Source organism: Arthrobacter sp. MYb23, assembly GCF_002979775.1.
Classification (GTDB): Bacteria; Actinomycetota; Actinomycetes; order Actinomycetales; family Micrococcaceae; genus Arthrobacter.
Window position 1 is genome coordinate 72,769 of record NZ_PCPR01000010.1, and the last position, 12,835, is coordinate 85,603.

A 12,835-nucleotide genomic window follows, 5' to 3' on the forward strand; every position below is an offset into this window, starting at 1 on the left:
CGCTCAAACAATCCCCAGCTAGTCGTCCAGCCGCACGCCCCGCAATAACAACATGGTTCCGCCCACGGCAACCGCGGATGCCAGGAACACCCCCGCTGCGCCGAGGCCCACCGCCACCACGCCGATTGCACTGGGCAGGACCACCTGCCCCACCCTGTTTCCGGCCAACCGCAAGGCCAGCGCACGCCCGCGTTGACCTTCGGGCGCTTGGGCCGAGAGCCAGGACATGGTCAGTGGTTGGCCTATCCCTAGCCCGAGGCCGAGGAACGCCATGACGATGAACAACAACCACTCCGGCATGGGAACGGCTGCCACGCCCAGGGCAACTGTGGAGATGGCCAGGCTGAGGACCAGCAGCTTCATGCGGCCCAGTTTGCGGGACATGCTGCCCAGACCCAGCCGGGAAACCATGGAAAACAGGGCACGGACGGTGAGCATGAGGCCCACGGTTGCTGCGGTGAGGCCCCGTTCCGCGCCCAATGCCGGCAGGTAGACAACAGTCAGGTCCACTACGGCCAGAACGGTGGCACTGGTAGCCAACGCCCGGACCACACCCGGGGTCCGGAGGAGAGCAACCGCGCTGCCCTTCGGTCCGCCCTTGGCAGTGCGCCTCCGTTGGCTGACCTTCGAAGAAATCACGAAGGTGCTCAGGAACAGCACCAAGCTCATGGCCGTGGCCAGCAGGAAGATGGCCTGCGTATTCGGCTGAACAGAAGCACCGCCCACTACGGAAATGGCCAACGGTCCCAAGGCTTGGCCCAGCGATGCGGCGAAGGTCAGGTATCCGAAAGCAGAATCCAGGCGCGAGGACGCAGCGTTGTTCGCCACCACTGCTTGCTGCCCCACCACACAAGCGAGCTGACCCGCGCCCAGCAGCGCTGTTCCTGCCACGAGCGCCGGGACCGAGGTTCCCCAGAACAACAGAAACGCGGAACAGCCCAGGACGACGGCGGCCCCGATCGCCATGAGCCTCCGCTCACCCAGGCGGTCCACCAGGCCGCCGATGGGCAGGGCAAGCAGCAGGGGAAACACTGCGTAGCTCGCGGCAAGAAGACCCAACGCAAATCCGGGAACGTCCAATTCAAGTGCGCGGTACGTGGTGGCTGGCCGGACCAGGAACGTGACGGCCTGGATGAGTGCCGAGTGAATCAGGAGTGCGGTGGAGGACCTCCGTCCGAGTTCGCCGATCATTCGATCACGAGGCCGGTGCTTGAGATAACGCGTAAGGTCTCATCACGTGCGCCGATCACGTGATCGAAAGCCACCTTGGCTGCCTTCTCCGCATCCTTCGAAGCTATGGCATCGACCAGGAGCCGATGATTGGCAAGCGCTTCATCGCGGCGTTCAGGGGCGTTGTTGGTGAAGTATCGGTAGCGTTCAACCTGGCTGGCGATCTGCTCATGGAAGCGCTGGGCCCAGGAGTTTCCAGCGATCCTGGCAATGGCTGCGTGGAGGGCCACACCGTACTTCATTGCTTCATCCGCGAATTCCACCAGCGCGGCATTTCGGGCAACAATCCCCCGGAGTTCTTCAAGGTCCGCCTCGGTGGCATTGGCACACGCTTCCCGGGCCATCAGCGACTCCAGCGCAGCACGGACGTCATACAACTCTGATATTGCCGTCTGGTCCAGCACCGGAACAATGACTCCCCCGGTGGCTTGCTGCTCGAGCAGGCTCTCTGAGATGAGCCGCCGAATGGCTTCCCGTAGCGGCGTCCGGCTGACCTGCAGGGCGGTGGCCATTGCGGGTTCGTAGATTCGCTCGCCAGGTTTGAGCTCCAGGCTGAGGATCTGGCGTTTCAGCTCGCCGTAGACAACGTGTGCCCCTGTGTTCCGTGGCTGTGGCTGTGGATCTGCCATACTGGGCCGCCTGTCAAAGAAGTGTACTTGTATACAAGTATCCAACTGTGCCCGGGACGAACGCAACCCGATGGAGAGTGACCACTTCTGACTGACCACGAACGAGCCTGTTCGAATGCCTTGTTGCAGTCCCAAGAGCCTCATAGTCTCGCCTTGCCCGGCCTTCCCGGAATCCGGGCAGCACCCGAATGAAACCCCAAAGATGAGGTCCCCCATGGCGTTTACCGCTCGAAGAATCCGAAGGCCTGTGGCCGTGCTGGCGGCAGCTGTTACGGCAGCAACCAGCCTTGCGCTCATGCCCGCGACTACACCGCAAGCACACGCTGCCGACGCAACCGCCGTCACCATCACCCCGAACCCGGCCAGCCGCGGCGAAGCCTTCGAAGGTTGGGGAACCAGCCTGGTCTGGTTCGCGAATGCGACGGCTGGATACTCGCCCGAGCTGCGTGAGGAGCTATACCAGAAGGTCTTCGGCAAGGACGGACTCAACCTCAACATCGCCCGCTACAACGTCGGCGGCGGCAACGCGTCTGACGTCGCCAACTATCTCAACGACGGCAGCGCTGTGGAGGGATGGTGGAAGCCGGTGGCTGAAGCGCAAGCCGGTCAGCCGGCGTCGAACCTTTACAACCCGGACGGAACCGTAGATAAATCACAGGCCAATAAGCTCGCTTTCCTGAGCGAGTGGGACCCGGACGACCCCGCCTCCTACAACCCTGACGCCGACCAGAACCAGCGCTGGTGGGTGGAGCGACTCGCCGCGGACCAGCAGATCACCCACTGGGAAGCCTTCAGCAACTCCCCGCCGTGGTTCATGACCAAGAGCGGCTACGTGTCCGGTCAGGTCAACACCAATAAGGGCGAGAACCTCATGCCCGAAGCGGAAGCGAAGTTCGCCGCTTACATGAGGAACGCCGTCGAGCTCCTCGAGAAGGGCAGCGGCATCACGGTGGACACTATCGACCCGTTCAATGAGCCGAACTCGGGCTACTGGGGTACGGACATCGACGCCGCCTCCGGCAAGCCACCAACCTCCTACACGCAGAAGCAGGAAGGCGCACTGATCTATCCCGCCGCCCAAGATCGTGTGACCAAGTTGCTGGCCGCCGAACTCAAAGAGGGCGCCACGGACGCCGTCATCTCCGCGATGGACGAGACCGACCCCACCAAGTTCATGACCAACTGGAACGGTTACAGCCAGGAGGCCAAGGACGCCGTCGCCCAACTCAACGTCCACACCTACGGCACCAACGACCGCCGCCGGGTCCGCGATCTGGCCAACTCCACGGACAAACCCCTGTGGATGAGCGAAGTTGGTGGCTTCTGGACCGGCAACCCGGCACTCGGCGACTCCACCAGCGGCTGGGACCGATCCAACATCACCAATGGCCTGGGCATCGCGGGCCGCATGGTCAACGATCTCCGCGAGCTGGACCCCAACGCCTGGGTCTTCTGGCAGCCTGTGGAGGACACGTACAAGCAGGAAAAAGCCGACAAAGGCTGGGGTTCCATTTACGTGGACTTCGACTGCAACTACGCGGGCCGCGAAGGCTTCTCCAACCGTCGCATCAATGACGGCGCATCCCAGGAACAGGCGAAGTGCAAGGTCCTGACCAACCAGAAGTACAACACCACCCGGAACTTCACGCACTACATCCGGCCCGGCGACTTCCTCATCCAAAACGACAACGCCAAGACCGCCAGCGCCCTCCGCGCCGACGGAAACGGTGCCACGCTGGTCCACTTCAATGACACCCCGACGCCGGAAAAGGTCACCTTGGACCTCAGCCGCTTTGGCGTAATCGCACCCGGCGCCACGGTCACACCCGTGGTGACCACCAAGTCGCCGCTGGATGACATCGAGAAGAACGCGCTCGTAACTGGAGCGCCGGTTGCCGTGGACACCGCGGCCAAGTCCGCCACGCTTGAGGTTCCTGCCGCATCAGTGGTGACGTTCGTCGTCGACGGCGTCAGTGGAGTTTCGGACGACGCCGCACCCGTGCAGGACGGTCAAAGCTACCACCTCAGCGGTGAGGCGAGCGGCAAATACCTGACCGGGCATGCGAACGGTACCGCCTCGATTGAGGATTTGGGCACCGACGCCGCTGGCGTGGCTCCGCAGATGTGGACTTTCAACGCAGTGAACGCCGACGACGAGTTTGCGAACGATCGCCGTTGGGTTCTGACCAACAAGGACGGCAAGGTTCTCACCGGCAACGGTGGTGTGCTCAACGGGAGCCAGAGCGGCGCGGCAACACTGGCTTCCCTGACGTTGGACCAAGCCAAAGCGACTCCTTCTGCACAGTGGATAGTGACGACAGAGAACGGTAAGCAATGGTCCCTCGTTAACGCAGGTGCCGCGATTGCCCTGCAGGTTTCGGGCAACCAGACGACGGCCGGAACGTCCGTGGCGCTGGCTTCCTCCACCGGAACCACGGCAACCGCATCGGCAAGTCCGCACCAGGCATGGGCGTTCACGGACATTGCAGATCTGAAGCTCCCCGGGACCCAGCCCGTTGAGCTGAGCACGCTGACTGGCTCCGTGCCTGTCCTCCCCTCCACAGTGACTCCGCTGTATGAGGCGGGTCCGGGAAAGCCGCTGGCCGTTACCTGGTCCGCAGTTGACCCCTCGGCCTGGCAGAAGGAGGGTAAGGTGACGCTCCGCGGTTCGGGGGTTGACCCCTACGGGCAGGCTTTTGACGATGCCCTCTTGACTGTGACCGTCGGGCAGTACGTAGCAACAGATCCGGCCTCGGTAACAGTGGGAGTTGGTTCTACCGTGGCTGAGGTCCAGGCCGCTGCCCCTGCCTCCGTCCCCGGACAGATCGGCGACGGACCAGCCCGAAACCCCATCCCGGTCATGTGGGACTGGGCATCGCTTTCTGACGCCGCCCTGCAGTCCGTCGGTTCAGTGACTGTTCCTGGCAAGGCGGGCTCCCTTTCCGCAACCCTGACCGTAGTGGTGGTGGACCGGGTTCCGAGCAGCAACATTTGCAAGGACGACCCCACCACCGTCGCAACGGCCAGCTACACCGAGGGCTCCTACATCGCGAAGAACACCTGTGATGCCAACGCCTCCACCCGCTGGTCCAACTGGGTGAGCGGCGGCCGGGCCGGCGACAACCTGAGCTACGCTTTCAGCCGCGACTACACCGTCTCCTCCGTGACCGTGACATCTGCGGAAAAGGCAGCCCAGAGCCTCAAAGTCCAGTACCAGGATGCCTCCGGAGCATGGCAGGACACCTCCGCTGGTACCACCACGGGAATCTCGATCTCTTCACCGACCACCGTCCGTTTCGACCCCGTCACCACTCGTGGGATCAGGGTTTCGTTCGTGACCACGGCGTCGTACACCAAGATCGCGGAGGTTGCCATCGCCGGATCACGCTTGGCGGATGCGGGCCTCGCCGAGCTCGGCAGGCTGCTGGTGAACCAGGCATCGGTTATCGGCTTCGACCCGGCGACCACCGACTACCGGGCGCTGACGACATCGGCGACTCCCGCCGTCGTCGGCTACCCGCTGGACACGAACGCCAAGGTGACCGTCCAACAGCCCACCTTCGAGAACCCGACGGCGGTAGTCACCGTGACGGCGCCGGACGGCACCACCAAGGTGTACCGGGTAGCTGTTTCCACAGGCAAGGACGCATGCAAGAGCGGGGGCTGGAAGACGAGCCCGCAGCCCGTGTTCCAGAACCAAGGGCAGTGCGTGAGCTACTTCGCGGCAGGTAAATAAGAAAATTCTGAAGTGGTGGGGCCCCTCGGGAATTTGATCCTGAGGGGCTTTGCTGTTGATCGACTCAACCGGCGGCTGGCCCCCAAAGCCGACTGAGCTTTCAGCCACGCACCCAGCGGTACGGCGTCGTGGTGGACACCTTGAGCAGCCCGGAACGTTCCAGGATTGGCCGCGAGAACTCGGTGGAGTCGCTGTGGATGAGGGTCTTTCCCATCTCGAGTGCGGCTTGCGCGCGGCGGGCCGTCAATGCCCTGTAGATCCCCCGACCGCGCCATTCCTCCCTGGTGGCACCACCCCAGATACCGGCGAAGGCTGTGCCGGGCACTGGCTCCAGACGTCCCGCACTGACGATTTTTCCGTCAGCCTCCGCCACCCACAGCTGCATCCCGTCATCCAGCGAGAGTCTGCGAAGCAGGGCATCAGCCATCTCATCTGACACAGGTTCCCCGAAGACTTGGTCCTGCATGGCGCTCATGGCCCGCACATCGGCTTCGCCCGTTACCTGCCGGAGAGTCACGCCGTCGGGAAGTGGCACAGCTGTGCTCAAAGACTGGACCTCGCCGATCATGATGGATTCCGGGTCATCCTGGGTGAAGCCGTTGTTGATGAGGGCCTCATGCAGACCCGGCGCGTGGTCATGCCCGCGGGATTTCCATTCCACCCTGGTGATGTCCGGTTCAGCACGGTAATAGGCCACTGACTCCGCAACAAGCCGCGTGATGGTGTGCGCATCCGCGTCGCCGAGGTCCTGGTAAGTCACGAAGCCACGGCCCTTCATAAAAGTGACCCAGCGCAGGGGTCCGTGCTGGGTCACTTTGATGGCACTCGGCGTCTCAGCGTCGGTGCGGAGGTTGGCGTCGTAGGCGGCAAGGAAACGGGCACGGTCTTCGCTGTGGCTCATTCCGCGAGCCTACTGCAGGCTGGCTGGTCACCCGATTTCGATGGTTCCCTGCGCACCATGCCGTGCGCCCGGCACGTTCAGCAGCTAGGCATCGAAATGGGCGGGCCACAGTCGCGAAAGGGGCACTGAGGCACCGTCGGGGAACACAAACTCGCCTGTGAGCTCCCCTTCCCCGGCAACAAACGTGACACCCCCGTCCGGCGAAGCACCTCCCTCACCGGCGAGGATTACGACGGCGGCATAGTCGCCGTCGTGCGCGGTGCCCGAGGTTCCCACCCATGGAATGGTGAGCTCCGAACCCATGGGGTGCGCTCCCGAGCGCACAAAGGTCCCGGACGTATCCAACGCCAAGCCATACCCGGGAACCGCGCAGACCGAGCTCACCACCGAAGACGCAGCATCCACCGGCCAGCCACCAATCCGCAACGGAGCACCCGTGCCACCCGAGGAAGCACCGGCAACACGCACCAACCTCAGCTCAAGCGCCCCCCGCGTCACCGAAACCACCGTCACCGAAGGGCCAGGCGTTGCAGTGCCGGCAACCCCGCTGCCGTGATCCGGGCCGGCGTCGGGATCGGGTTCTATCCAGTGTGCTGTGAACCGGGAAGCACCCACTTGGAAGCCGTCCTCGGAGAACGAACCGAGGTATTCAAACCCCGTCCTATGCGTCAGCCGCCCAGAGGAGTCAAGGAACGCCACCGCGTTGTCCACGGACTCCGGCGTGAGGTCCGGGAACGTGTGAGTCGAGTACCCAGTCCGGGCATACAGCGGCGAATCAGCCACCACGGAGCCAACAACAGCGTGATCCGTGGCATGGTTCCGAATCCGGACCACGCCGTCCGCGCGGGTCCCGTCAACCTGCCAACCCGGCGCTTTGATCAGCCGCTGAGTGTCCGCAACCTCAACGGGCAGGGGAGCCTCAACGGAGGTCCACGCCAGGTGATCCGCCGGCAGCGCCAGGCCCAGCATGCCCTTCGCAGCCCAATACGGTGATCCAGCACCGGAGTAGGCCTGCTTCATGCCTGCGAATTCTCCGTGCCAGCCGATGGAGAGAAGCCCGTCCCCGGTGATGGACCCGTGCCGGGCAAAGTAATCCAGCATTCCGGACGCTGCACGGCGGGCCATGCCGGGAGCCAAACGCGTGTGCCCGGACAACTCCCCCACCCAGAAAGGTGCCGCGGCCGCGAACCGGTAGATCAAGCTCCGGCCTTGGATCAGCGGAGCTCCGTTCGCACCCACGAGGAAGGCGGCGTCGTCCAAAAAGTCAGCCAGCCGGTCGCCGTCGAGCTTTTTGCGGGCGGCTACTCGGGGATCGTTCGGTGCCATCAGTGCCCAGAGCTGCGGATACACCTGGAACGCCCAGCCAACGTAATGGTCGTAGGCCCTCTCCGGTCCGTCAGCGAACCAGCCCCCGCCCCGGTACAGCGAATCGTGGATGGCGAGTCCGGCGTCGATGTCCTCATCCGAGTATCTGCCACCCACGGATGCCAGGAACGTCTCCACCACTATCTGGAACCACACCCAGTTGATGGGCGGGTACTCCTCGCCGATCACAGTCTCGAACCAGGCAATGAGCTGTTCCTGCACGCGCTCGGGCAGCTTGTCCCACAGCACGTCGCGGGTCAACGCCAAGCCAACAGCCAACGACGCCGCCTCAACCTTCGCCTGCCCCAGCTCACCTGGCGTCGGCCACCGGTCAGGATTCGCGGGGTTGGTCCCGGCATCGAGGCCAGCGGCATACCACTCGGCGATCCACCCGGTGTTGGCCGGGTCGCCGGCAATCCGGAAGGAGGCCAGCAGGAACGTCCGGGCGAAGGCTTCCAGCGAATCACTTCGCGGGCCGTACCGGCTGTTGGCTCCGGGCAGGTGGATGTTGGCGTGGTCCTCGGTGCCAAAGCGATGGGCCGAGCGCAGGAGGTGATCCGCATACGCGCACCAGTGCTCGCGGGTCAGGCCGGTGAACGGGGACAGCTCGTGGTCCAGGGGCGGCAAAAGCATCAGAGTGAATCCTCCACAAGAGCTCCGGCGAGCCCCCGTGGCGCCCCCAACGACGAATCGCGCACAATCAGCTCAGGGTTCAGGTCAATCCGATGCACAGGGCGCATCCTTCCTTCGGCCAGGCGTGCAGCCATGAGCTGCACCGCCACCTTGCCGACGTAGCTCTTGGGCGGCCGGACCGCGGAGATTGCGGGCTCAGCGAGGTAGGCTACTTCGTCGTCGTATCCAACGATCGCCATGCTGCCGGGAACATCTACACCGCGGTCCACGCAGTGCTGCACGAACGCCACGGCCTGGGTATCCGAGTGCACCAGCATGGCCGTGGTCCCTGATGAACGGCAAAGCTCCAGGACTCGATCAAAGTGCTTGGCTCGGTCCCCGTTGTCCTGTTTGGCCGAGTCCTCATGGATGGACTTTTCCAGCGGAATCTTCAGGGCAGCAAGGGCCTGCTTCCAACCGCGGACCACGTGGGGACTGGTAGGGCTCGTGGAATCAGTGAGGCAGCCGATCATCCGGTGGCCCTCCTGCCACAAGTGCCGTACGGCCATCCCCGCGCCGAAGGAGTGATCCGTGGCCACCCACTCCAGGCGATGGGACGGGATCTCCGACGGCGCCCGACGCTCAGCCATGATCACCGGGATGGGCAGGGCGTTCAGCCAGCGGAGAAGTTCCTTCCCGTGCTCACCACCCATATCCGGGGCCACGATCAAGCCGTCAATGTTCTGCGTATCAAGGAGCGCCTGGACCTGGCGGCGGTTATCGGCAGCGTCATAGGCGGAGCCACGGACCAGGATACGGAGATTCTGCACCTCAGCCTCTCCACGTGCCCCGGAAATCACCTGCGGCCAGTAATAGTCCAGCGACGGAACCACCATGCCGATGGAGTAACTGTGCGCCGACGGCCTCCCCACAGCCGCCGATCGATCCAACGGGCTGGGCAACGTGGCACCGCCGTGAACACGGGACACCAGGCCTTCGTCGGCCAGCGTGTTCACGTCCCGCCGGATGGTCAGCTCGCTGACGCCCAGCTTCGCGGCAATATCCCGCACGGTAATGGCGCCATGCGCACGCAGCTCCTCCATGAGCCGCTCACGACGCTGCAGCGAAAACAGCGACTTCCCGGGTTCAGGGCTTGATTCGTTAGTCATTTGTTGCCTCCACTGTGAGGGTGAACGCGCCGGAAGCGCGGGTATCTTCGGGCATGCGGAACCGGATCCTGGTGAGCTTTTCGCCCCAGATATCGCTGAGGAGCGGATCGTCCAGGAACCACTCGTCCACCAGCACGACGGCGGTGGCCGGCTTCCAGCGCAGGCGCAGCCCCTTGGTGGTTTCCGCAGTCGGAATCCCCTCGGGCGTGATGGTCGCCGTCGCGTCTGTACCGACGCTGACGGTGCCGCCAACCAGGTAGGTGATGTCGACGTCGTGCGTTCCCTCAGGCGGGTGGTTTCCCTCCGGAGGGTGGTTTCCCTCCGGAGGGTGGACCGGCAGGTTCCAGCGATCGTCAATCACCACGGCCCCCTGCTCCCGGTTCATCAAGGAGGTGCGGATCCATTGCTCAGGGTGGCCCAGACCGTAGGCGGCCCCGAGACCCAACGCCAGGGTCGGCTCCTCCGGGGTGGGCTCCTGCAGAACGGTCGCCGCAAAGGAAGTCCCCGTCCCCTGTTCCAGCCCGAACGGGGCGGGCACGCTATGCCAGGCGCTCTGCATGGCCCGAATCCGGTACCGATCAGGTCCGAACGTTTGGGCGGTGTAGGTGGGTTGGCCTGCGTCGACCAGCAGCGGCACACCGTCCACGGCAACCACCACGGAGCCGACGTCGCGGTGGTTGTGGTGCTCGCCGTTGTGTCCGCCCTTGGCTGCGAGCGTGAGCCCAGCGGATGAACCCGAGGTTTGCCGCGCCACCATGATCTGGACCGACGGCAGGTACGTCCCCCAACTAGGTCGCAGCTGAGCGCGTTTTGAGGGCTCAAAACGCGCTGTGCTGCTACTTAGTTGGGTGAGGACGCGGCCCAGCCCGGCGGCGGCGTTGGGTTCGGGTTCGACGGCGGCAAACGTTGCGGCAAGCTCGACGGCGGCGGGGTCGCCCAGCCGGACGGCCCAACGGTGCAGCATTCCCCACGGCAGTCCTTCGTGGGCACGGGCGGGGCCGTCGGCGACGTTGAGGAACCATCGGTGGCCCAGGTGCATGCGGTGCGGGAAGGCCACCAGCGCGCGGATCACGGGCAAGTCCGGGTTCAACACACCGCCGCTGGCTTCCTCCAGGATGGCAAGCCCTTCCAGCGCGCGGCCGGCACCGTTCCACCAGTAAGCGAAGCCCTCATCGATTGCGCCGTCGGCCGGGATGGAGGCGAGGAAGCGGTCCAGGCCCTCAATGCACCGGGCAACAACCTGCGCCTGCAAACCAGGGTCGTCAACCAGCAACAGCGCTGCCACGATGATGTTCGAGTGGATCCATGGGTTCCAGTTGTGGACGTCGCCGTCGAGGCCCAGCCAGTGCCAATCGAGCCGGTCCAGGAACGGGCGAATGACCCGCTCCTTTGCTTCCTCGCGGAGGCGTTTCCGCAGGCCGGGAGCACGCTTATCCAGAGCGTCACCCAGCACATGGTCCAGCCACGCGAGCTGTGCCACCACCTCTCCTGCACCGAGGTCCAGGTACGGCCGGGAACGATCCGGCACGACGCAGCCACTGCGCGTGAACACGTCATCGTGCGCTGCCCAACTCCACGAGCTCTGCTCACACAGGAGATACGCGCCATCAATCACTTCGTCGAGCCAGCCGTCATCAGAGGGTTCACTCAAAGCAGCCATCACGACGGCGCGAGTCAGCCGCTGCTGTCGGCTCGCCACCAGTCCCTCGTAGGCAGTGCGGTTACCGTCGCGGAAGTAGCGCGCGTAGTGGGAGACCAGGGGTTGGGGCCACGGGGCACCCTTTTCTGCCTCCGCTTCGGCGCGTAACTCCGAAAGGGGGCGGGCAGCAGCGCGCTGCCATCCGGCGTCGGACGCTGGACGAATAGTGAGGCGATCACGGGCACCGCGGAGTGAATCCATCAAGGAGACGGCGCCGGCGCTGGAGCTCCAGGCACTGAGGAGGGGTGGCGCTTGAACGGCGGCGGTGCCGGTTGCCATAGGATTTTTCTCCCGTTTGTTCGAGTTTGAACGTTTAAGATCAAGCTCGATTGAGTTGAATGAACTGTCTTGTTTATGAGTATGTACTGATTATTAGATGTGATGCAACACATAAATCATGGTCGAACAGACCGCCGTTAGTTTCGAAAGGAGGATCCCCTCAATGTCGCTCAAGCCCCAGGCACTGCTGGTCATGAATAGCGGAACCTTTGCTGACCAGTTCGATTCCACACGACTGGAGCGGCTGGCGGGAATGGTGGATCTCGGTGATCAGCCGTGGACGGATTCCTTGGACGCCCCCGAACTTGAGGGCCGCCTGGAAGAGGTGGAAATTCTCCTCACCAGCTGGGGAGTTCCGCAGCTCAACGCAGAGCGTCTGGAGCGCATGCCCAAACTCCGGGCAGTTTTCCACTGCGCAGGAACAGTGCGCAGCTTCGTCAGCGAGGAACTCTGGGATCGCGGCATCACGGTTACCAACGGTGCCGACGCCAATGCCATCCCGGTGGCCGAGTTCACGTTCGCTTCAATAGTCCTGGCGGGTAAAAAGGCGCATATCCTGGCCAATGATGCCCGTACATACCGGGAAAACTGGAGCTACATCGGTAACCGTGGCGAGCTGGGCAACATAGGACGGGTCATCGGAGTCATCGGGTTCTCCCGCATCGGCCGCCGGGTGATCCAGCTGGTCCAGCAACTCCAGGACGTCACGTGCTTGGTGAGCGATCCCCACGCAGATCCGCTTGAAGTCGCAGCCCTGGGCGCCAAGCTGGTCACGCTCGAAGAGCTCCTGCCTGCGTCCGACGTCGTGACCATTCACGCACCTGCCCTGCCTGAAACCCGCAACATGATCAGCACCGCTGAGCTGCAGTCCATGAAGGACCACGCGACGCTCATTAACACCGCCCGCGGTTCACTCGTGGACACTGAAGCGCTCGAAAAAGAGTGCGCCACCGGACGGATCACGGCCCTGTTGGATGTCACGGAGCCCGAGCCGCTGCCCGCGGGATCCACCCTGTACAACCTCCCCAACGTGATCATCACCCCGCACATCGCCGGTTCGCTCGGGACGGAAACCAGGCGGATGTCCGATGCCGCACTGGATGACCTGGAGCGGTACCTCGCTGGCAAGGACCTCCTGGCCCAGGTAGTCCACGCGGATCTTGGACTCAGCGCCTAGACCCCGTCAAACCCAAAGCCGCAGCCGCGGCAGACTTA

The 12,835-nt window shown here is 63.9% G+C and carries 8 protein-coding genes; 2 read left to right on the plus strand and 6 right to left on the minus strand.

What is annotated here, in order from left to right; translation table 11 throughout:
- Positions 1-18: 18 nt before the first annotated feature.
- Positions 19-1,191, minus strand: a complete 1,173-nt coding sequence (locus tag CQ020_RS12340) for an MFS transporter (RefSeq protein WP_105692116.1) — start codon at positions 1,189-1,191, stop codon at positions 19-21.
- Positions 1,188-1,859, minus strand: coding sequence for a GntR family transcriptional regulator (locus CQ020_RS12345; protein ID WP_105692117.1), 672 nt, complete (start codon positions 1,857-1,859; stop codon positions 1,188-1,190). The genes CQ020_RS12340 and CQ020_RS12345 overlap by 4 nt, the downstream gene beginning before the upstream one ends.
- Before the next feature lie 295 nt (positions 1,860-2,154).
- Between CQ020_RS12345 and CQ020_RS12350 the strand changes: the two genes are divergently transcribed.
- A complete protein-coding gene (locus tag CQ020_RS12350) occupies positions 2,155-5,595 on the plus strand; it encodes a discoidin domain-containing protein (protein WP_181151866.1) in 3,441 nt (1,146 codons plus the stop codon).
- A 100-nt stretch (positions 5,596-5,695) separates the two neighbouring features.
- On the opposite strand, the gene CQ020_RS12355 is transcribed toward CQ020_RS12350, so the two are convergent.
- The 4 genes from CQ020_RS12355 to CQ020_RS12370 all read right to left on the minus strand — a co-directional run bounded on the left by CQ020_RS12355 (position 5,696) and on the right by CQ020_RS12370 (position 11,620).
- Positions 5,696-6,496, minus strand: a complete 801-nt coding sequence (locus tag CQ020_RS12355) for a GNAT family N-acetyltransferase (RefSeq protein WP_105692119.1) — start codon at positions 6,494-6,496, stop codon at positions 5,696-5,698.
- Positions 6,497-6,580: 84 nt separating this feature from the next.
- The gene (locus CQ020_RS12360) at positions 6,581-8,494 is read right to left on the minus strand and encodes a DUF2264 domain-containing protein (protein ID WP_105692120.1); all 1,914 of its coding nucleotides are present in this window, start codon (positions 8,492-8,494) and stop codon (positions 6,581-6,583) included.
- Complete coding sequence (locus CQ020_RS12365; RefSeq protein ID WP_105692121.1) at positions 8,494-9,642, minus strand: LacI family DNA-binding transcriptional regulator; 1,149 nt, start codon at positions 9,640-9,642, stop codon at positions 8,494-8,496. The genes CQ020_RS12360 and CQ020_RS12365 overlap by 1 nt, the downstream gene beginning before the upstream one ends.
- On the minus strand, positions 9,635-11,620 hold the full coding sequence (locus CQ020_RS12370; protein ID WP_258141864.1) for a heparinase II/III-family protein: 1,986 nt from the start codon (positions 11,618-11,620) through the stop codon (positions 9,635-9,637). The genes CQ020_RS12365 and CQ020_RS12370 overlap by 8 nt, the downstream gene beginning before the upstream one ends.
- A gap of 163 nt (positions 11,621-11,783) precedes the next feature.
- On the opposite strand from CQ020_RS12370, the gene CQ020_RS12375 reads away from it, so the two are divergent.
- Entirely contained in the window at positions 11,784-12,797 is a 1,014-nt protein-coding gene (locus CQ020_RS12375) for a hydroxyacid dehydrogenase (protein ID WP_105692122.1), read from the plus strand.
- Positions 12,798-12,835 lie beyond the last annotated feature (38 nt).

Bases quoted from the DNA above. Each gene is read 5' to 3' on its own strand.
- CQ020_RS12340 (WP_105692116.1), bottom strand. From the start codon at position 1,191: ATGATCGGCGAACTCGGACGGAGGTCCTCCACCGCACTCCTGATTCAC.
- CQ020_RS12345 (WP_105692117.1), bottom strand. From the start codon at position 1,859: ATGGCAGATCCACAGCCACAGCCACGGAACACAGGGGCACACGTTGTC.
- CQ020_RS12350 (WP_181151866.1), top strand. From the start codon at position 2,155: ATGCCCGCGACTACACCGCAAGCACACGCTGCCGACGCAACCGCCGTC.
- CQ020_RS12355 (WP_105692119.1), bottom strand. From the start codon at position 6,496: ATGAGCCACAGCGAAGACCGTGCCCGTTTCCTTGCCGCCTACGACGCC.
- CQ020_RS12360 (WP_105692120.1), bottom strand. From the start codon at position 8,494: ATGCTTTTGCCGCCCCTGGACCACGAGCTGTCCCCGTTCACCGGCCTG.
- CQ020_RS12365 (WP_105692121.1), bottom strand. From the start codon at position 9,642: ATGACTAACGAATCAAGCCCTGAACCCGGGAAGTCGCTGTTTTCGCTG.
- CQ020_RS12370 (WP_258141864.1), bottom strand. From the start codon at position 11,620: ATGGCAACCGGCACCGCCGCCGTTCAAGCGCCACCCCTCCTCAGTGCC.
- CQ020_RS12375 (WP_105692122.1), top strand. From the start codon at position 11,784: ATGTCGCTCAAGCCCCAGGCACTGCTGGTCATGAATAGCGGAACCTTT.